The sequence below is a fragment of the Aeromicrobium sp. REDSEA-S32_B7 genome, assembly GCF_001626145.1.
GTDB classification, from domain to species: Bacteria; Actinomycetota; Actinomycetes; order Propionibacteriales; family Nocardioidaceae; genus Aeromicrobium; species Aeromicrobium erythreum.
The window spans coordinates 1-19,710 of sequence record NZ_LUNF01000133.1; the positions used below are offsets into that span (position 1 = coordinate 1).

General features: G+C 72.6%; 17 protein-coding genes and 3 pseudogenes. 5 read left to right on the forward strand and 15 right to left on the reverse strand.

The genetic code is table 11. The features are described from left to right. Positions 1-79 precede the first annotated feature (79 nt). Positions 80-919 carry an EamA family transporter gene (locus A6Q79_RS09540; RefSeq protein WP_067854825.1) on the forward strand — a complete coding sequence of 280 codons (840 nt, stop codon included), beginning with the start codon at positions 80-82 and terminating at the stop codon, positions 917-919. 44 nt (positions 920-963) lie between these two features. On the opposite strand, the gene A6Q79_RS09545 is transcribed toward A6Q79_RS09540, so the two are convergent. From A6Q79_RS09545 to purS, 8 genes and pseudogenes are all read right to left on the reverse strand, one after another. Then, positions 964-1,827: an Fpg/Nei family DNA glycosylase gene (locus A6Q79_RS09545; protein ID WP_067854822.1), complete on the reverse strand. Its 864-nt coding sequence runs from the start codon at positions 1,825-1,827 to the stop codon at positions 964-966. 32 nt (positions 1,828-1,859) lie between these two features. Further along, entirely contained in the window at positions 1,860-2,939 is a 1,080-nt protein-coding gene (locus tag A6Q79_RS09550) for an alpha/beta hydrolase (RefSeq protein ID WP_067854821.1), read from the reverse strand. Positions 2,940-3,693: 754 nt separating this feature from the next. Continuing rightward, positions 3,694-4,831: pseudogene (locus tag A6Q79_RS09555) on the reverse strand (Nramp family divalent metal transporter). A 69-nt stretch (positions 4,832-4,900) separates the two neighbouring features. Next, positions 4,901-6,397 carry a DEAD/DEAH box helicase gene (locus A6Q79_RS09560; protein ID WP_317697968.1) on the reverse strand — a complete coding sequence of 499 codons (1,497 nt, stop codon included), beginning with the start codon at positions 6,395-6,397 and terminating at the stop codon, positions 4,901-4,903. 198 nt (positions 6,398-6,595) lie between these two features. Then, positions 6,596-7,147, reverse strand: a complete 552-nt coding sequence (locus A6Q79_RS09565; RefSeq protein ID WP_067854813.1) for an NYN domain-containing protein — start codon at positions 7,145-7,147, stop codon at positions 6,596-6,598. Positions 7,148-7,192: 45 nt separating this feature from the next. Then, entirely contained in the window at positions 7,193-7,411 is a 219-nt protein-coding gene (locus A6Q79_RS09570) for an SCO4848 family membrane protein (protein ID WP_286689140.1), read from the reverse strand. A gap of 1 nt (position 7,412) precedes the next feature. After that, the gene (gene purQ / locus A6Q79_RS09575) at positions 7,413-8,084 is read right to left on the reverse strand and encodes a phosphoribosylformylglycinamidine synthase subunit PurQ (protein ID WP_067854809.1); all 672 of its coding nucleotides are present in this window, start codon (positions 8,082-8,084) and stop codon (positions 7,413-7,415) included. Between the two features lie 10 nt (positions 8,085-8,094). After that, positions 8,095-8,337, reverse strand: coding sequence for a phosphoribosylformylglycinamidine synthase subunit PurS (gene purS, locus A6Q79_RS09580; protein ID WP_067854807.1), 243 nt, complete (start codon positions 8,335-8,337; stop codon positions 8,095-8,097). 89 nt (positions 8,338-8,426) lie between these two features. Here purS and A6Q79_RS18615 point away from each other — a divergent pair. The 3 genes and pseudogenes from A6Q79_RS18615 to A6Q79_RS09590 all read left to right on the forward strand — a co-directional run. Continuing rightward, positions 8,427-8,528, forward strand: a pseudogene (locus tag A6Q79_RS18615) (NAD(P)-binding domain-containing protein); the annotation flags it as partial. Positions 8,529-8,560: 32 nt separating this feature from the next. Further along, positions 8,561-9,163 (forward strand): NAD-binding protein, encoded by a 603-nt coding sequence (locus tag A6Q79_RS09585; RefSeq protein ID WP_317697972.1) that lies wholly within the window; start codon positions 8,561-8,563, stop codon positions 9,161-9,163. Positions 9,164-9,170: 7 nt separating this feature from the next. Further along, the gene (locus A6Q79_RS09590; RefSeq protein WP_067854805.1) at positions 9,171-9,896 is read left to right on the forward strand and encodes a CPBP family intramembrane glutamic endopeptidase; all 726 of its coding nucleotides are present in this window, start codon (positions 9,171-9,173) and stop codon (positions 9,894-9,896) included. A 78-nt stretch (positions 9,897-9,974) separates the two neighbouring features. Here the strand turns inward: A6Q79_RS09590 and A6Q79_RS09595 are convergent, their stop codons facing one another. The 6 genes and pseudogenes from A6Q79_RS09595 to A6Q79_RS09620 form a co-directional block, all read right to left on the reverse strand. Beyond that, positions 9,975-11,543, reverse strand: a complete 1,569-nt coding sequence (locus A6Q79_RS09595) for a long-chain fatty acid--CoA ligase (protein ID WP_067854803.1) — start codon at positions 11,541-11,543, stop codon at positions 9,975-9,977. 98 nt (positions 11,544-11,641) lie between these two features. Beyond that, positions 11,642-12,493, reverse strand: a pseudogene (locus A6Q79_RS09600) (phosphoribosylaminoimidazolesuccinocarboxamide synthase); the annotation flags it as partial. A gap of 566 nt (positions 12,494-13,059) precedes the next feature. Continuing rightward, the gene (gene purB, locus A6Q79_RS09605; protein WP_317697977.1) at positions 13,060-14,517 is read right to left on the reverse strand and encodes an adenylosuccinate lyase; all 1,458 of its coding nucleotides are present in this window, start codon (positions 14,515-14,517) and stop codon (positions 13,060-13,062) included. A gap of 48 nt (positions 14,518-14,565) precedes the next feature. Then, positions 14,566-15,321, reverse strand: a complete 756-nt coding sequence (locus A6Q79_RS09610; RefSeq protein WP_067854798.1) for a hypothetical protein — start codon at positions 15,319-15,321, stop codon at positions 14,566-14,568. Further along, entirely contained in the window at positions 15,321-16,592 is a 1,272-nt protein-coding gene (purD, locus tag A6Q79_RS09615; RefSeq protein ID WP_067861304.1) for a phosphoribosylamine--glycine ligase, read from the reverse strand. The genes A6Q79_RS09610 and purD overlap by 1 nt, the downstream gene beginning before the upstream one ends. 53 nt (positions 16,593-16,645) lie before the next feature. After that, a complete protein-coding gene (locus A6Q79_RS09620; protein ID WP_067854796.1) occupies positions 16,646-17,944 on the reverse strand; it encodes an adenylosuccinate synthase in 1,299 nt (432 codons plus the stop codon). 211 nt (positions 17,945-18,155) lie between these two features. Here A6Q79_RS09620 and A6Q79_RS09625 point away from each other — a divergent pair, with 211 nt between their 5' ends. After that, positions 18,156-19,070 carry a diacylglycerol kinase family protein gene (locus A6Q79_RS09625; RefSeq protein ID WP_067854793.1) on the forward strand — a complete coding sequence of 305 codons (915 nt, stop codon included), beginning with the start codon at positions 18,156-18,158 and terminating at the stop codon, positions 19,068-19,070. Between the two features lie 43 nt (positions 19,071-19,113). On the opposite strand, the gene A6Q79_RS09630 is transcribed toward A6Q79_RS09625, so the two are convergent. After that, positions 19,114-19,515: a DUF3151 domain-containing protein gene (locus A6Q79_RS09630; protein ID WP_067854790.1), complete on the reverse strand. Its 402-nt coding sequence runs from the start codon at positions 19,513-19,515 to the stop codon at positions 19,114-19,116. Between the last annotated feature and the right edge of the window lie 195 nt (positions 19,516-19,710).

The window sequence follows — 19,710 nt, forward strand, 5'->3', positions numbered from 1 at the left end:
CCTCGGCCCTCGACGACGCCACGGCCGAGGCCCTGGACACCGGACCGTGAGGTCCGTCCCGTCCCACTAGGGTGCACGCGTGGCCGTCCTCCTCTCCCTGCTCTCCGCCCTGTCGTACGGGGTCTCCGACTTCCTCGGCGGGCTCTTCTCCAAGCGCTCCGGACCGTGGCAGACGGCCGTGGTCGGGCAGACGTCGTCGACGGTCTGCACCGTCGCCGTGGCGCTCTTCATCGCCGGCGACCCGGTCGGGGCCGACTGGGTGTGGGGCGTCGTCGGCGGGGCCGGGTCGGGCGTCGGTGCCGCGTTCCTCTACCGCGGGCTCGCCGGCGGGCGGATGAGCGTCGTCGCACCGCTGTCGGCGGTCGTCTGCGCGCTGCTGCCCGTGGCCGTCGGGCTCGTCACTGGCGACCGGCCGAGCGCGCTGGCCCTCGCGGGGATCGTCGTCGCGTTCCCGGCGATCGCGCTCGTGTCGCGCGTCGTCGAGGAGGACGCCGCAGCGCAGGCCGCGCACCGCGGCGGCGTGGTCGACGGCGTGCTGGCAGGGCTCGGGTTCGGCGTGCTGTTCGTCGCCCTCGGCCAGGTGCGCGACGACGCGGGCCTGTGGCCGCTGGCCGTCGCGCAGGGTGCCGCCGCCGTCGTCGTCGTGCTGCTGGCCCTGGCGCTGCGCGAGGCGTGGGTGCCGCGCGACCGGCTCGCCTGGCGCGCCGTGCTCATGGGGCCGCTCGGAGCCACCGCGACGACCGCGTTCCTGCTGGCGACGCGCGAGGGCCTGCTGTCGGTCGTGTCGGTGATCTCCTCCCTCTACCCCGCGACCACCGTCCTGCTCGCGACGCTCGTGCTCAAGGAGCGCATCCAGGCATGGCAGGGCGTCGGGCTCGCGCTCGCCGCGTCGGCCGTGACGCTCGTGGCCCTGGGTTGATGACACTGGGCTGATGGCACTGGGCCGAGCAGCCGTCGAGCGGGCTACTTGAGGAACTTGCTCGTCGAGCGGTCCTTCAGCGGCTTCCCGCCCGTCTGGCACGTCGGGCAGTACTGCAGGGAGGAGTCGGCGAAGACCACCTCGGCGACCGTGTCGCCGCACACGGGGCACGCCTCGCCCGCGCGGCCGTGCACCCGCATCCGCGAGCGCTTGCCGTCCTTCAGCTCCGACGCGGGCTTGCCGTGCGCCTCGGCCATCGCCTCGCCCAGCACGGTGCGGATCGCCACGTCGAGCCGCTCGACCTGCTCGGCGTCGAGCTCGGACGCGAGCGCGAACGGCGACAGTCGGGCCGCGTGCAGGATCTCGTCGCTGTAGGCGTTGCCGATGCCGGCGACGATCTTCTGGTCGCGCAGGAACCGCTTGACCTGCATGCGTCGACCCTCGAGCAGCGGCGCCACGGTGAAGCCGTCGACCATGGGGTCCGGGCCGAGGGCGGCGATCCCCTCGACGTCCTGCGGGTCGCGCACGACGTAGACGGCCAGGCCCTTGCGCGTCCCGGCCTCCGTGAGGTCGAACCCGACGTGCGGGCCGTCGCCGTGGTCGAGCCGGACCCGCGCGGCGAGCGGGCCGTTGCCCATCTTCAGCCGCTTGTCGGTGAGCTGGTCCGACCAGCGCAGCCACCCGGCCTTCGCGAGGTGCACGACGAGGTGCAGACCGTCGACGTCGAGGTCGAGGAACTTCCCGTGCCGCCGCACGTCGGTGACCTGCAGGCCCGCCAACGACGACACCGGCGGGTCGTAGGTCTTGAGCACCGCGAACGACGCCAGCTCGACGTCGGCCACGACGGCACCGACGGCACGCTCGCGCAGGAACGCGGCAAGCGCGTCGACCTCCGGCATCTCGGGCACGTCACGAGCGTAGTCCGAGACGCCTGCGGACGTCAGGGCGTGTCGTGGCGGGCGTAGAAGCCCTCCATGGCCGGCCAGGTGGTGCGGCGGGCCGCGCGGCCGGTGAGCACCCCGAGGTGGCCGCCGGGAGCCTGGACGAGCTGGACGTCCGGTGCACCCGTCAGCAGGTCGACGAGGTGGCTGACCGCACCCACCGGCGCGAGGGTGTCGTCGAGCCCGGCCACCACCAGCACGGGCACGTCGATGTCGGCGAGCCGCAGCTCGCGTCCGCCCAGCTCCACCACCCCCGTCGCGAGCGCGTTGCTGCGCACGACGACGTGGTACAGCTGCCCGAACGTGCGGCCCGGGTAGGCGTACATGTTGTCGGTGAAGCGGTCGACGGCCTCCAGCTGCGCGAGGAAGTCGCGGTCGTCGGCGTGCGCGAGGATCGCCAACGGCTTGGTGAGGTACTTGTCGAGCGCCGAGATCTGGAACCCGAGCCGGGTGAGCGGCGCGGGGACGCCGCCGAGGGTGCGGTAGGCGGCGCTCACCAGGCCGCTCGCCACGGCGTTGACCGGGCGGGTGATCGCGATCAGCGGCACCTGCGTCAGGTCGAACGGCGACGCCACGGCCGTCGCCGACGCGAGCGGCAGCGTCGGGTCGGACGCGGCGGTGAAGATCGTGAAGATCCCACCCAGCGACCAGCCGGCCAGGTGCACGGGCCGCTCCCCCGCGTCGTCGTGCACGTGCCGGACGGCCTGCGGGATCACCCGCCCGGTCCAGTGCTCGATGCCGAGGTCGCGGTGCTCGAAGCTCACCGGCCCGTAGTCGACGAGGTACACCGGCCGTCCCTGCTGCACGAAGTACTCGACCACGCTGCACCCGCGCCGCAGGTCGAACGCGAGCGCAGGCGCGGCGAGCGGCGGCACGAGCAGCAGCGGGTCGCCGTGCTGCTCCGTGCCCGGGTACGGGTCGTACCGGAACAGGCTCGCGTGCTCGGTGACCTTGACCAGCGTGCGCGGCGTCGTCCGCAGGTCGGCGATGCGCCGCCCCTGCACCACGTCGCGCAGGTTCCCCACCGCAGCGCCCAGGTCGTGCGGGACGTGCGGTCGCGGGACGAGCGGGAGGGGCATGGTTCCGGATGATGCCAGACGCGCCCTCCCCCCGCCGGGCTGGCGGGGGTGAGGGGTGCTGCGTCGTCGCAGGGAGTCTGTGCTTGCTGGCGCGCTGCCGCAGACGGCTTGTGCTTGCTGGTGCGCTGCCGCGGCCTTCGCTGGAGGTGGTCTCCGAAAGGGCCTCGACCGGCAGCGGGTCTGGGGCCGGTTCCGGGTCTCGGGGTCCGGTCTGAGCCTGCCCTCGACGCAAGGTTCTTCGTTTCTGCGTTCTTGGCCCACCGTTCTGCGTTCGCGCGTCCTATCGGTGGATCTGCAACCGCAGGAGCGCTTCTGCGGTTGCAGATCCACCGATGGCAGGCGTCGCGCTGGAAGGATTCTGCCTTTGCGTGGACCGTTCCACGCGAACGCAGAAACTTGCGTCCTCTCAACGCAAAGAGCACTCACGACTCTGCATTCGTGCGTTCGAAGCCGAACGCTTCTGCGTTCGCGACGGGATCCCGTAGGCAAAGCAGAATCCTTGCCCTCCCGCACACGAACGCAGAAGCTTGCGTCCACCCCAGAACCAACCCACAGCCCGAGACCCCAGACCAGCGCGGCCGCCAGCCGCCCGGTCGAGGCCCTTTCGGAGACCACCCCCAGCGAAGGCCGAAACAGCGCACCACCAAGGTCACGACGACCGCAGCCACCGCACCGGCAAGATCACGACCCCGCAGGCAGCGCAGCGGCAAGGTCACGACGACCGCAGGCAGCGCAGCGGCACGACGAAGCCACCTCACCCGAACGTCAGCACCAGCAGCGACACGTTCAGTGCGATGACGACGGCGGCGACGACGCAGGCGGCGGCGGTGGTGGCGGGGCGGTTCACGTGCTCGCCCATCACCGCGCGGCTGGCGGTGAGGCGGACGAGCGGGACGAGCGCGAACGGGATGCCGAGCGACAGCACCACCTGCGAGACGACGAGGGCGCGGCTCGGCTCGACCCCGAGCGCGAGGACGACGAGGGCCGGCACGACGGTGACCACGCGGCGCAGCAGCAGCGGGACGCGGACGCCTAGCAGGCCGTGCATCACCTCGGCGCCGGCGGCCGCTCCCACGGCCGTCGAGGCCAGCCCCGACCCGAGCAGCGCCACCGCGAAGAGCAGCGCCACGCCAGCGCCGAGCTCGGACGTCACGAGCGCGTGCACACCGGTCAACGTGTCGGTGCCCGGGAGGCCCTGCAGCCCGGCGGCGGCCACGAGCAGGAGCGAGAGGACCTCGGCCACCGAGCCGTCCCGACGTCAGGCCCGAGTGCAGGTAGATGACGTGCGGCATCACGGTCGCCCCGATGATGCCCGACGCGAGCAGCACGCTCTCTGCCCCGTCGAACGTCGGCACGAGGCCACCAGCGACGTCGCCCGCGGCCGGTGGGTTCACCACCAGCCCGGCCACGAAGCCGACGGCGATCAGCGCCAGGAAGCCCAGGATGGTGCGCTCGAGGGCGCTCTGGCCGCGGACGTCGCCGATGCGCAGCACCAGCAGCGACACGGCTGCGGTCACGACGGCCCCGAGGACGAGGGGAAGGTCGAACAGCAGCGACAGCGCGATCGCGCCGCCGACGACCTCCGCGAGGTCGGTGGCCACGGCGACGGCCTCCGCCTGCAGCCAGAACGCGACCCTCGGTCCGCGGCGCAGCCGGCCGCCCAGGTGCGACGCCAGCGACGTGCGCGTCACGAGGCCGAGCTTCGCCGACAGGTACTGGACGAGCACGGCCATGACGTTGGCCAGCACGACCACCCACACCAGTGCGTAGCCGAACCGCGCGCCCGCTGTCACGTTCGTGGCGACGTTGCCCGGGTCGACGTAGGCCACGGCGGCGACGAAGGCCGGACCGAGGAGGACGGCGCGGCGGCGCAACGACGTCGGCCCGAGCATCCCCGCAGCCTAGCTGCGAGGCCGCTCGGGCCGCTCGGGCCGCTCGGACGAGGAGGTCCGGTGCTGGGGTCAGGCGACGGGACGCGCCTGGCCTCCCCCGCTACGACGACGGTTGCGGTTGCGGTTGCCGCCCTGACCGGCGGGGCGACCCTGGGCGCCGCCGGTGCCGCGACCCTGGCCGCCGCCCGAACGCTGACCGCCCGAGCGCTGACCGGCACCGGACCGCTGGCCGGCACCCGAGCGCTGACCGCCCGACCGCTGGCCACCGCCGGAGCGCTGACCGCCGCGTCCACCGGCCGAGCCCGGCTCGGGGAGCGTGCCGCTGGCCGCCAGGGCCCCCGGGGTGAGCGGCGCCGGCGCCGTCGCCGCGTCGTGCTGGCGGGCGGTGACGCCGGCCTTGGCCTGCAGCGCCATGACGTCGCGCAGGTCCTCGCGCGTCGTCATCGTGACGACGGTGCCCGCCTCGCCCGCGCGGGCGGTGCGTCCCGAGCGGTGGGTGTAGGCCTTGTGCTCGGCGGGCGCGTCGTAGTGGACGACGAGCTTGACGTCGTCGACGTGGATGCCGCGCGCCGCGATGTCGGTCGCGACGATGACGTCGGCCGCACCCTTGCTGAACGCCGCCAGGTTCCGCTCGCGCTTGGCCTGGTTGAGGTCGCCGTGCAGGTCGACCGCCTCGATGCCGGCGGTGGTGAGCTGACGCGCCAGGCGCGTGGCGCCCCGGCGGGTGCGGGCGAACACGATGGTGCGCGGGTTGTCGGCCAGGAGCCGCGAGGCCGTGGCCAGCTTCTCGGTGCGGGGCGTCACGAGCACGTGGTGCTCCATGCGCGACTCCGGCTCCTGCGCCGACTCGATCTCGTGGAGGTCGTGCTGGGGCAGGTGACGCCGCACGAGGCGGTCGACGTCGCCGTCGAGCGTCGCCGAGAGCAGCAGCCGCTGGCTGGTCGAGGGCGTCATCGCGACGAGCGCGTCGACCGGCTTGAAGAAGCCGAGGTCGCAGAGGTGGTCGGCCTCGTCGAGGACGGTGATCTCGACGTGCTGGAGCGTGCAGGCACGGCGGTCGACGAGGTCGGCGAGCCGACCGGGCGTGGCGACGACGAGGTCGACGCCGTCGCGCAGCTGGTGGATCTGCTTGTTGATCGGGGTGCCGCCGAGCACCGTCATGATGCGCAGGTGCAGCGGGGCCGCAAGCGGCGCGAGCGCACGCTGGACCTGCGTGGCGAGCTCACGCGTGGGCACGAGGATGAGCCCGCGCGGCGCCTTGGGACGACGGGTCCCGCCGGCGAGCTGGTCGAGCACGGGCAGGCCGAACGACAGCGTCTTGCCCGAGCCGGTGCGGGCGCGGCCCAGCACGTTGCGGCCGGCGAGCGCCGACGGCAGCACAGCCTGCTGGATCGGGGTCGGCTCGACGATGCCCTCACGGGCGAGGGCCTTGACGAGCGTCTTCGGCAGGCCGAGGTCGGCGAAGCCCGACGAGCGCGGACCGCCCGACGCGGCATCCGCGGACGAGGAGGTGGGGTGGGAGGAGGAAGGGGTGGGCAGCACACGGCCGCCGGCAGGCTGGTTCACAGAGCTCTCAGACATCGTGGGCCCGGGCCGCTCTGCGGCGCTCTCGTGACGAGGCGACGCGGCCTGCTCGGGCGGGAGGGGGAGGCCCTACCGAAGATGATCCGGGGCTCCCATGGAAGCTCCAGCCTAGCAGTCGACCACCCCGAACCCCGCATCGTCGCCGCGTGCGTCCCGTCACGACCCCACGCGGGCCGCCAGCTACAGGAACTGCAGCGGGTCGAACTCCTCGATCGGCACGACGCGGATGCGAGGCAGCTCCTCGTTGAAGGCCCGCACGTCGTACTCCAGGTCGTAGAACTCCAGGCCTCGCTCCACGAGGGGCACGAAGGCGCTGCTGCGCATCTCGCGGAACGCCAGGAGCGCGGTGCGTCGGGTACCGACGAGGGCGCCCAGCTGGGGCACGAAGTCGCCGTCGTTGCTGGCGAGGACCACGTCGTCCTCGCGCTCGGCGAGCGCCTCCAGCGTGCGCTGGATGGCGATGTCGACGACCTTCTGGTCCGGCGTGCCGGAGAGCAGCACGGGACGGAAGTCCATGGCGGTCAGCGCCTGCACGAACGACATCGGCACCTCGCCGTTGGCGGCGATGAAGAACAGGCCCTGCGTCGGCTGGTCCCACTCCGACGCGACGAAGGACAGCACGCGGTCCCAGCGCGGTCGCTCGTGCGGGTGCGGGCGACGACCGAGGATCGACTGGCCGAGGGTCGCGTCGATGTTCTCGCCGTCGACGAGCACGTAGGTGCGGCGTTCCATGCGCCCACCCTAGTGCGATCCCGCCCTCGCTCGGGCGGACGCGCCTCAGAGCAGGGTGAGCAGGCCCAGCGCGCCGACCGCGAGACCGAGCGCCAGCGAGACGCCGATCAGCACGGCGTGCACGCGGTAGAACGTGGTGGTGCGTCCGTCGGCGTCGCGGGACCGGTCGTCGTTGGCGATCCGCTGCCAGAAGCGCGGCCAGATGAGCAGGTTCCAGGCGGCGGTCACGAGCAGCAGGACCGACCAGCCGAGGGCCAGCGTCACGTCAGACCGAGGTGAGCTGGCGGACGGCGGAGGTGAAGAACGCGAGCCCGTCGGTGCCGGGTCCGCAGAGGTCCTCGACGGCGTGCTCGGGGTGCGGCATGAGCCCGACGACGTTGCCGCGCTCGTTCGTGATGCCGGCGATGTCGCGCAGCGACCCGTTCGGGTTGGAGCCGACGTAGCGGAAGACGACCTGTCCCTCGCCCTCGAGCCGGTCGAGCGTGGGCTCGTCGGCGATGAAGCCGCCCTCGCCGTTCTTCAGCGGGATGGTGATCCGCTGGCCCTCCGCGTAGTCGCTCGTCCAGGCGGTGTCGGGGTTCTCGACGACGAGCACCTGGTCGCGGCACACGAACGTGCGGTGGTCGTTGCGGATGAGTGCACCGGGCAGCAGGTGCGACTCGCAGAGGATCTGGAAGCCGTTGCAGATGCCCAGCACGGGCATGCCCCCCTGCGCGGCCGTGACGACCTCGGTCATGACCGGCGCGAAGCGGGCGATCGCACCGCAGCGCAGGTAGTCGCCGTAGGAGAAGCCGCCGGGCAGGATGACCGCGTCGACGCCCTTGAGGTCGTGGTCGCCGTGCCACAGCGCGACCGGCTCGCCGCCGGCGAGTCGCACCGCGCGCTGCGCGTCGACGTCGTCGAGCGAGCCGGGGAAGGTCACGATGCCGATCTTCATGGCCGTGTCCTCACGCCTCGACGCGGACGGTGAAGTCCTCGATGACCGGGTTCGACAGCAGCGTCTCGGCGATCTGGTGCACCTCGGCGAGCGTCGACTCGTCGGCCAGCGCCACCTGCAGCTCGAACCGCTTGCCCTGACGCACGTCGGAGACGCTCTCGAACCCGAGTCGCGGGAGGGCGCCATGGACGGCCTTGCCCTGCGGGTCGAGGATCTCGGGCTTGGGCATGACGTCGACGATGATGCGGGCCATGGCCGCATCCTATCGGCGTGCCGGGCCGACCTCTGCACTCCGGCCCCCTTCACCCGGCGCGTCCGCGTCGGTCGACGTACGGTCGGAGCATGCGCGTGAGTGTGATCGGGCTGGGCGCCATGGGCGCCGGGATGGCCACGTCGACCCTGCGAGCCGGCCTCGCGACCACCGTCTGGAACCGCAGCCCGGAGAAGTCCGAGCCGCGGCGTCACCGCCGTCCGCGGTGTGGCTGCAGACCGCGACCGTCGGCCCCGAGGCCGCACGCCGGCTGCACGACCTCGCCGAGCGGCACGACCGGGTGCTCGTCGACTCCCCCGTCCTCGGCACGAAGAAGCCAGCCGCCGACGGAGCGCTGACCGTGCTCGCCTCCGGCCCCGACGATGCGCTCGCGACCGCGCGACCCGTGCTCGAGGCGATCGGCGCGCGCACCCTCGTCGTCGGTGACTCCGCCGGGCCCGCCAGTGCCCTCAAGCTGGCCTGCAACTCCTGGGTGGCGTCGGTCACCGCCGCGGCGGCGCAGGCGCTGACCCTGGCGCGGGTCCAGGGCGTCGACCCCGGCCTCTTCCTGGAGGCGATCGAGGGCTCGGCCGTCGACACCCCCTACGCCCACCTCAAGGGTCGCGCGATCCTCGACGACGACCTCACGCCGTCGTTCGGCGTCGACGGCGTCCTGAAGGACCTCTCGCTGATGCTCGACGCCGGCGCCGACGTCATGGACACCTCGCTGCTGCAGTCGGTGCGCGACCGGTTCGCGGCGGCCTCTGCAGCCGGGCACGGCGCCGACGACATGGCCGCCGTCGTCGTGGGCTTCGAGCCTCGCGACTGAGCCTGGCATGACGCGCCGCTACCCGGGCCGCCGTTGGCTCGACCGCTCGCTGCGGGACGTCGTGTCCCGCGACCACCGCATGTCACCTGCGGCGTTCCGACGTCGCCAGTGGGTGACCGCCGGCTTCGTCGTGCTGGGTGCCGTCGTGCTCGGCGTCTCGCTGCGCGTGGAGCCCGGCAGCCCGTGGTTCTACCCGCTCACGTTCGGGCTCGCGGCGGTCTGGACGGTCGGCGCCTTCGCGTCCGGTCGGCTCTATCTCGGACACATCGCCACCGACGACCCCGACGACGAGGACGGCCTCGTGCGCCCCGTCGTGCAGCCCATCGCCATCGGGCTGGCGCTCGCGGGCCTGTTCGTCGTCGGGGCGCTCGTCGTGCGCGAGATCCCCGTGCTGTCCGACCAGGTCGAGAAGGTCCTGGGGTTCGCGACGGAGGGGACGCTGCCCCTGCTGGTCGTCATCACCGCGGTCAACGGCGTGGCCGAGGAGCTGTTCTTCCGCGGCGCCGCGTACGCCGCGATCCCCCGGCACCCGGTCGTCTGGACGACGGTGGCCTACACCGCCGCCACGCTTGCCACGGGCAACGTCATGCTCGCGTTCGCCGCGGTCCTGCTCGGCGTCGTCGTGGGGCTGCAGCGTCGCGCGTCGGGCGGCATCCTCGCGCCCGTCCTCACTCACTGCACGTGGTCGCTGACGATGCTGCTCGCCCTGCCCCCGATCTTCGGGCTGCGCTAGCCACTCCCGGCTGGCGCAGACACGACGAGGCCGGGCCCAGGAGCTCCTGGACCCGGCCGTCGGACGTCGGGCTGGCGCTCAGATCTCGCGCTTGAGGATCTTGCCGGTGGCCGTCATGGGCAGCTCGTCGCGGAACTCCACGATGCGCGGGTACTTGTACGCCGCGAACTGCTCCTTGCCCCAGGCCACCAGGTCGGCCTCGGACACGTCGTCGTGGTCCTTGTTCTTCACGACGACGGCCTTGATCTCCTCGCCGTGGCTCTCGTGCGGCACGCCGATGACGGCGACCAGCGAGACGGCCGGGTGCGTGATCAGCACCTCCTCGAGCTCGCGCGGGTACACGTTGTAGCCGCCGCGGATGATCATGTCCTTGCTGCGGTCGACGATGTAGTAGAAGCCGTCGGCGTCCTTGCGGCCGAGGTCGCCGGAGCGGAACCAGCCGTCGCGGATGGCCTCCGCCGTCGCCTCGGGACGGTCGTAGTAGCCCTTCATGACGTTGTGGCCCTTGATCGCGATCTCGCCGACGGCGGTCTTGCCGTCCTCCTCGAGGTCGTCGGGCACGTCGTTCCACTCCGCATCGATGAGCTTCATCTCGACGCCAGGGATCGGCACGCCGATCGAGCCGACCTTCGGCTCCTGCCCGTACACGGAGAACGAGGCCACCGGGGAGGTCTCCGACAGGCCGTAGCCCTCGAGGATGGTGACGCCGAAGCGGTCCTTGAACTGGCGGTGGATGTCGACCGGGAGGGCGGAGCCGCCGGCCGCGGCGACGCGCAGGCTGGCCGCGATCGCCTCGACGTCGACGCTGTCGTCCAGCGCGCCGAGCAGGCCCCAGTACATGGTGGGCACGCCCGCGAAGTAGGTGACCTTCTCCTTCAGCATGAGGCCGAGGGCGGCCTGCGCCTCGAAGCGCGGCAGCATGACCACGGTGCCGCCGAAGGCCATCGAGCCGTTCTGGATGCAGGTCTGGCCGAAGGAGTGGAACAGCGGCAGCACGCACAGGTAGGTGTCGGGGCGGTCGGCATCGGCGCCGAACAGGTCGGCCCCGGCGAGCGCGTTGTCGCGCATGTTGCGGTGGCGCAGCTCCGCGCCCTTCGGCTGACCCGTCGTGCCCGAGGTGTAGAGGATGACGGCGGTGTCGTCGTCGTCGGTCTCGACCGTCTCGAACGTGGGCGGCTGCTGGGCGACGAGCGGCGCGTAGTACTCCGGCGGCTCCAGCGGCTCCGGCGCGGCGGAGTCGAGCTTGATGAGGAAGAAGTCCTTGCAGCCGTCGACGGCCTGGAAGCCCTCCCACGCGGCCTCGCCGATGGGCAGGTCGGGGGTGCCCTCGAACGCGAAGTAGGCGACCGCGTCGGAGTCGTCGAGGTGGTAGGCGACCTCGCGGCCCTTCAGCAGGACGTTGAGCGGGACGACCGTCGCGCCGGCCTTGAGGATGCCGTAGTAGACGATCGTGAAGTACGGCAGGTTCGGGCACGACAGCGCGACCTTGTCGCCGGGCTGGACCCCGCGCGAGACGAGCAGGTTGGCCACCTGGTTCGCGGCGCCGTCGACCTGCGCGTACGAGAGTCGGGTGTCACCGAAGACGATGGCGGTGCGGTCGGCGTACGTCGAGGCGGACTTCTCCAGCAGGGCGGCGAGGTTGGCCATCGCGGGCTCCTTCAGACGAGGGTGTGGGCGGCGTCACCACCCTACCCACGTCTCGGATACCGTCGGTACGCGAGTCCCGGGCAGTCTCAGAAGGTGGAGCCGGTGAGCTGCTCGTAGGCGCGCACGTAGCGCTCGCGCGTGGCCTCGACGACGTCCGCGGGTAGGCTCGGCGGGGGCGTGTCGGAGGCCTTGTCCCACCCGGACGCGGACGAGGTGAGCCAGTCGCGCACCGGCTGCTTGTCGAACGACGGCTGCGGCCGTCCGGGCTGGTACGTCTCGGCCGGCCAGAAGCGGGACGAGTCGGGAGTGAGCACCTCGTCGGCCAGCACGATCGTGCCGTCCGGACGGGCACCGAACTCCAGCTTCGTGTCGGCCAGGATGATGCCGCGCGTGCGGGCGATCCGCTCGGCGCGGGCGTACACCTCGAGGGTCAGCGACCGCAGACGCTCCGCCACCTCGGAGCCGACCAGCTCGACGACGGCGTCGAAGTCGATGTTCTCGTCGTGGTCGCCCACGGCCGCCTTGGTGGCGGGCGTGAAGATCGGCTCCGGCAGCCGCGACCCGTCGACGAGCCCGTCGGGCAGCGGCACGCCGCACACCTCGCCGGTCGCCTGGTAGTCGGCGAGCCCCGACCCGGTCAGGTAGCCGCGCACGACGCACTCGACGGGGTACATGTCGAGCTTCTCGACGACGAGCGCACGCCCCCGCACCCGCTCGGGCACCTGGGTCGACACGACGTGGTGGGACACGACGTCGGTCAGCTGGTCGAACCACCACAGCGACATCCGCGTCAGCAGCTCCCCCTTGTCGGGGATGCCGGGGCTGAGCACGAAGTCGTACGCCGAGATCCGGTCCGACGCCACCATCAGCAGCCGGCCCGACTCGAGCTCGTAGAGGTCACGGACCTTGCCGGAGTGCAGGTGCACGGCACCGGGGACGTCAAGAGGCACGACCGACAGCCTAGGAGGTCCGCCCCCCTCCCCCGCCCACCGGCGTCCGAACGTCTCGCTCCTCGGGTGGGTGGGTCCTGTGCGTCGGTCAGGTTCGTCTCGTGCTGCGGCTGCGTCGGCGTGGCTTCGTCTCGTCCTGCGCTCCGAAAGAAGCCTCGACCGGGCGGCTGGCACCCGCGCTGGTCTGGGGTCTCGGGCTGCGGGTTGCGCTCGGGGTGGACGCAAGACTGTGCGTTGGTGCACTGACGGCCAAAGCTTCTGCGTTTGCGACGGGATCCCGTCGCCAACGCAGAAACCTTCCGCCGCTCAGCCCTCCGTGGCCCCAGAACGCAGAAACGAAGATTCCTACGTCACCCACGAGCCCAGACCAGACCCCGAGACCCCGAGCCGCCCCCAGGCCCGCTGCCGGTCGAGGCCCTTTCGGAGCCCATCCCCAGCGCCAGCCGAGGCAGCGCACCAGCAGGGCGAGACCCCCGCAGGCAGCGCATCACCAAGCCCAGACGCCCCGCGGCAGTCAACGAGCAGGCACAGAGCCCCTACGGCAGCGCACCAGCGAGGTCAGGACGTCAGAGGATCGCGCCCGGCGTGTACGCGGCGGCGGCCGGGTCGGCGGTGACGATCTCGTCGACCTGGGCGACGACGGCGGCGACCTGGGCGGTGGCGGCGCCGGTGAACTCGAGGGGGGCGGCGACGAGGGAGGCGAGGTCGGCCTCGGTGAGGGCGAGTCGCTCGTCGGCCGCGAGGCGCGCGAAGAGGTCGTTGCCGGCCGAGCCCTGCTCGCGCATCTCCAGCGCGACGGCGACCGCGTGCTCCTTGATCGCCTCGTGGGCGGCCTCGCGACCCACTCCCGCGCGGACGGCGGACATCAGCACCTTCGTCGTCGCCAGGAACGGCAGGTACCGGTCGAGCTCACGCTGCACGACGGCCGGGAACACCCCGAACTCGTCGAGGACGGTCAGGAACGTCTCGAACAGGCCGTCCGCGGCGTAGAACGCGTCGGGCAGGGCCACGCGGCGCACGACGGAGCACGACACGTCGCCCTCGTTCCACTGGTCGCCGGCCAGCTCGCCCACCATCGACACGTAGCCGCGGACGATGACGGCGAGCCCGTTGACCCGCTCGCACGAGCGCGTGTTCATCTTGTGCGGCATGGCGCTCGAGCCGACCTGGCCGGGCTTGAACCCCTCGGTCACCAGCTCGTTGCCGGCCATCAGCCGGATGGTGGTCGCCAGGTTCGACGGCGCCGCCACCAGCTGCGCGAGCGACGTGACGACGTCGTAGTCGAGGGAGCGGGGGTACACCTGGCCGACGCTGGTGAGCACCCGCTCGAACCCGAGGTGCTCGGCCACGCGTTGCTCCAGCTCGGCCAGCTTGGCGAAGCCGTCTGCCGCCCCCGGCCCGGCACCCCCGCCGGGTGCACCACCCAGGAGGTCCAGCTGGTCCTGCGCGGTGCCGACGGGGCCCTTGATGCCGCGCAGCGGGTACCGGGCGAGGAGGTCGTCGAGCCGGCCGACGCCGGTCAGCAGCTCGTCGGCGACGGTCGCGAACCGCTTGCCGAGCGTGGTCGCCTGCGCCGCGACGTTGTGGCTGCGGCCCGCCATGACGAGCTCGGCGTGCTCGGCGGCGAGGCGTCCGAGCCGCGCGAGCGCCGCGACGGCCCGCGAGCGCAGCACCTGCAGCGAAGCCCGCACCTGCAGCTGCTCGACGTTCTCCGTGAGGTCGCGCGACGTCATGCCCTTGTGGATGTGCTCGCTGCCCGCGAGCGCGGCGAACTCCTCGATCCGTGCCTTCACGTCGTGCCGGGTCACGCGCTCGCGCTCGGCGATCGACGCGAGGTCCACCTGGTCCACGACGGCCTCGTACGCCTCGATCACGCCGTCGGGCGTCTCGACCCCGAGGTCACGCTGGGCCTTCAGCACGGCGATCCACAGCTGCCGCTCGAGCACGATCTTGTGCTCGGGCGACCAGATGCGCGCGATCTCGGGCGAGGCGTAGCGGTGGGCCAGAACGTTGGGCGTCGTCACGCCGCACATCATCCCACTCGTGCCACGGCAGGCGGACGGCCGTCCGGGTCAGACGGCGACGTAGTGGTCGACGTCCTCGAGGAGGATCCGCGTGCCGGTGTCGCCGTCCCACGACGCGCGGATGCCGTGTCGCTCGAGCACCGGCAGCACGTCGTCGCGCACGAGGGTGGTGACGAGCTCGGCGTAGGTGGCGTCCTGCTGCGCGGAGTCGAGCGCCTCCCACGCGTCGCGCGGCAGGTGCGCGCTGAGGAAGACGCCGTAGCCGACGTAGGTCTGCCGGGTCTCCAGCAGCGTCTCGGTGTCCTGCTGGTGGAAGTAGACGTAGCCGCGCCAGCGTCGGGAGTCGTCCCGCTCGGCGCCGATCTCGTCGGACGCGCAGCTGGCGCAGCACGTGAAGTCGGGTCGGGCCAGCACGCCGGCGGTCTCGAGGTCGTCGAACGCGGCCCGCAGGGGCGTGCGGGTGACGTCGTCGGTCCACGCCGCCTGCTGCTCGCGCCGGGCCCGCACCAGGTGCCGGAAGGCCTCGGTGGTCTGCTCGGGAGTGACGTCGAGCTCGTCGAGCTCGTCCTCGCGCACCTCGAGCAGGTCCTCGACCTCGGTCCGCCCCAGGACCACGTCCTGCCACAGCAGCTCGCGCAGCGCCTCCTCGACGTCGGCGGGCAGGCGCAGCGACGACGGCAGGACCAGCCCGGGCGGCTGGTCGTTGAGCCCTCCCGCCGGCGCCGGCGCGGTCGAGGTGGCCTGCTGCGGGCTGCGGCCACGCAACCGCGACCAGAACCCTCGACGCTGCCCCGACCCGGACATCAGACCTCGATCTCCCCGCGCTGCGCCGCCAGCGCGATGTCGCTGCGGAACTGGGCTCCGTCGAAGGAGATCGCGTCGACCCCGGCGTAGGCCCGGTCGCGGGCGTGCTCGAGGTCCTCGCCGACGGCGGTGACCGCCAGGACGCGTCCGCCGCTCGTCACGAGCCGGCCCCCACCCTCGACGCTGTCGTCGAGGGCGGTGCCGGCGTGGATGACGTCGACCCCCTCGATGGCGTTCGCGGCACCGACGCCGAGGATCACGTCGCCCGACCGCGACGACGCCGGGTAGCCGGCCGACGACATGACCACCGTGACGGCCGTGCCGTCGTGCCACGCGGGCAGCCCGACGGCGTCGAGGGTGCCGGTGGCGGCGCCGTGCAGCAGCGAGGCGAGCGGGGTGCGCAGCAGGGCCAGGATCGCCTGCGTCTCGGGGTCGCCGAAGCGGGCGTTGAACTCGACGACGCGCACGCCCCTCGACGTCAGGGCGAGGCCTGCGTAGAGGAGGCCCTGGAACGGGGAGCCCCGGCGGGCCATCTCCTGCACGGTGGGCACGAGCACGCGGCGGGTCACCTCGGCCACCAGGTCGTCGGGCGCCCACGTGAGGGGCGTGTACGCGCCCATGCCGCCGGTGTTGGGGCCGGCGTCGCCGTCGAGGGCTCGCTTGAAGTCCTGCGCCGGCTGGAGCGGGAGGACGGTCTCGCCGTCGGTGATGGCGAACAGCGACACCTCCGGGCCGTCGAGAAACTCCTCGATGACCACCCGGTCGCAGCCGGCCGCGTGGTCCACGGCCTCCTGGCGGTCCTCGGTGACGACGACGCCCTTCCCGGCGGCGAGCGCGTCGTCCTTGACGACGTAGGGCGGACCGAAGGCGTCGAGCGCGGCGGCCACCTCCTCGGCGGTCTCGCACACGTGCGCCATCGCGGTGGGCACCTCGGCGGCGGCCATCACCTGCTTCGCGAAGGCCTTCGAGCCCTCAAGCTGCGCGGCGGCCCGACTCGGCCCGAAGCAGGCGATCCCGGCGTCGCGCACGGCGTCGGCGACCCCGGCGACGAGCGGCGCCTCCGGGCCGACGACGACGAGGTCGGCACCAATCGACGTGGCGAGCGCGGCGACGGCGGCACCGTCGAGCGGGTCGACCTCGTGCAGCGTCGCGACGTCGGCGATGCCAGGGTTGCCGGGTGCCGCGTGCACCTCGGTGACCTGCGGGTCGCGGGACAGGGCCAGGGCCAGGGCGTGCTCGCGTCCGCCGGTACCGATCACCAGAGTCTTCACGCTGCCCGACCCTATCGCCCCGACGACCACGCCCGGACCGACGACCGCCCCGCTCAGAGCAGGTCGTGCAGGACCACGGTCTCCTCGCGGTCCGGGCCCACGCCGACCGCGGAGATGCGGGCGCCGGACATCTTCTCGATGGCCCGGACGTACGCCTGGGCCGCAGCCGGCAGGTCGTCCATGGTGCGGGCGCCGGAGATGTCCTCGCTCCAGCCGTCGAAGAACTCGTAGATCGGCTTCGCGTGGTGGAAGCCGGTCTGCGTCGTCGGCATCTCGTCGACCCGCTCGCCGTCGACGTCGTACGCCACGCAGACCGGGATGCGGTCCCAGCCGGTGAGCACGTCGAGCTTGGTGAGCACGAAGTCGGTGACGCCGTTGATGCGGGCCGCGTAGCGCGCGACGGGCGCGTCGTACCAGCCGCAGCGGCGCGGGCGACCGGTCGTGGTGCCGAACTCGCCGCCGTTGGTGCGCAGACGCTCGCCGTCCCCCTCAGGATCGTTGCTGCCGAAGAGCTCGGTCGGGAACGGTCCCTCGCCGACGCGCGTGGCATAGGCCTTGACGATGCCGATGACGCGGGTGATGCGCGTCGGCGGGATGCCCGACCCGGTGCAGGCGCCACCGGTCGTGGCCGACGACGACGTCACGAACGGGTAGGTGCCGTGGTCGACGTCGAGCAGCGTGGCCTGGCCTGCCTCGAGCAGCACCGTCTCGTCGCGGTCGAGGGCCTCGTGCAGCACGAGGGCGGTGTCGGCGACCATCGGGCGCAGCCGCTCGGCGTGCACGAGCAGCTGGTCGACGATCTCGTCGACGCTGACCGCACGGCGGTTGTAGACCTTGGTGAGCATCTGGTTCTTCAGCTCGAGCGCGCCCTCGACCTTGGCGCGCAGGATCTTCTCGTCGAAGAGGTCCTGCACGCGCACGCCGAGGCGGTTCATCTTGTCGGCGTACGTCGGCCCGATGCCTCGGCCGGTGGTGCCGATCTTGCGGCTGCCGAGGAACCGCTCGGTCACCTTGTCGAGGGTGCGGTTGTAGTCGGCGATGAGGTGGGCGTTGGCGCTCACGCGCAGCTTGCTGGTGTCGATGCCGCGCGCCTCGAGCGCGTCGATCTCCTCGAACAGGACGTCGAGGTCGATGACGACACCGTTGCCGATGATCGGCGTGCAGCCGGGGCTGAGGATGCCGCTGGGCAGCAGGTGCAGGGCGTACTTCTCGTCTCCGATGACGACGGTGTGGCCGGCGTTGTTGCCGCCGTTGAACTTGACGACGTAGTCGACGCGGCTGCCGAGCAGGTCGGTGGCCTTGCCCTTGCCCTCGTCTCCCCACTGGGCTCCGACGATGACGACTGCGGGCATGCGATGCACCCCTCGAGGTTGGTTCGTGCTGTGCGGTGAACAGGCGACAAGCCCCGGGCGTCCGGGGCCTGACAGCCGCATCGTATCGGGCCGGACGCCCCTCGGGCCAATGCACGACGGCCACGACGGTGCGTCCGGTGCGTCCGGGCCCTAGGCTCGCAGGGGCGCCGTCGTCGACGGTGCTCTCGGGGCCGCACGCAGAGGGAGCGCCATGACCGACAGCAGGCCGTGGGTGGCGGTGGTGAACGCCCAGGCGGGCAGCAGCGACGACCCGCGCCTCGAGGAGGCGCTCGACGTGCTGCGCGCGCACGCCCCGCTGGAGGTGCGGCGCACCGAGGACCGCGACGACCTGCAGGACGCGGTGGCCGCAGCGCGCGGTGGCGTCGTGGTGGCGGTCGGTGGCGACGGCAGCATCCACGCCGTCGTCACGGCGGTCGACGACCTCGACCTCTTCGACGACGTCGAGGTGGCGATCGTGCCGCTCGGCACCGGCAACGACTTCGTGCGCACGCTCGGCCTGAGCGACGACCCGGTCGAGGCGGCCCGTCAGGCCGTCGACTGCGTGGCCCGCCCTGCCGACGTGATCCGCGACGGCCAGGACCGGCTCGTGGTCAACGCCGCGCACGTGGGTCTGGGCGCCGAGGCGAACGTGAAGGCGACCCCGTGGAAGAAGGCGTTCGGCCCCGTCGGGTACGCCATCGGCGCGGCGATCACGGGCGTGGTGGGCAAGGGCTTCCGCGCGACGGTGCACGTCGACGGCCAGCGCATCGACTCGCCCCGCCGACTCATCCAGGTGGCCGTCGGCAACGGACGCTACGTCGGGGGCGGCGCGCCGCTGCTCCCCGCCGCGGACCCGTTCGACGGGAGCCTCGACGTCGCGGTCGTGTGGGCGCACGCCCGGTGGAAGCGGCTCGGGTACGCGTACCGCCTGCGTCGCGGCCGCCACCCGATGCGCGACGACGTCGTCTACCTCAAGGGTCGCGAGGTCGTGGTGCAGGGCGAGGCACTGCAGGCCAACCTCGACGGCGAGATCTGCGACGCGAGCCCCCGGCACCACTGGGTGGTCGAGCCGGGTCGGCTGAGGCTGCGCGCCCCCGCCGACGCGCCCCCGCCGCTGGAGGACTGACAGCGTCGACGAACGAAGGGGCCGACGATCTGGGCGGAGCGGCTCAGACGAGCTGCGCGTACGCCTCGGGGCTCGACTCGTGCAGGAACTCGCGGCAGCGGTGCGCCTCGGCGTCGTCGCCGAGCCGCTCGGATCCGGTGGCGAGCGCCGCGAGGGAGCGCAGGAAGCCCTGGTTCGGCGCGTGCGACCACGGCACGGGCCCGAAGCCCTTCCAGCCGTTGCGACGCAGCGCGTCGAGCGAGCGGTGGTAGGCCGTGCGCGCGAACGCATAGCCCTCCAGGTCGTCACCGGCGTCCAGAGCCTCCTGCGCCAGCAGCGCCCACGCCAGCACCGAGTCGGGGTGCTCCGAGGCCACGGTCCGCGCCGACGTGCCCGACGCCAGCTCCTGCGCGCCCGGGTCCTCGGGAAGGAACGTCTCCGGCGGCTCACCCAGCAAGTTCGTCATGCCGTGAACCCTACGCACCGCGCCAGCGGGTGCGTCGATGCGGCTTCTCCCTCGACCTGCGGCTGCGCCGGTGTGGCTCGTGTTGGGGTGGGGCTGCGCCGGCGCGGCTTCGCGCTCGGGTGGGGCTGCGTCCGCGCGGTTTCGTGCTCGGGTGGGGGTGCGTCGGCGCGGCTTCGTCCTCGGGTGGGGCTGCGT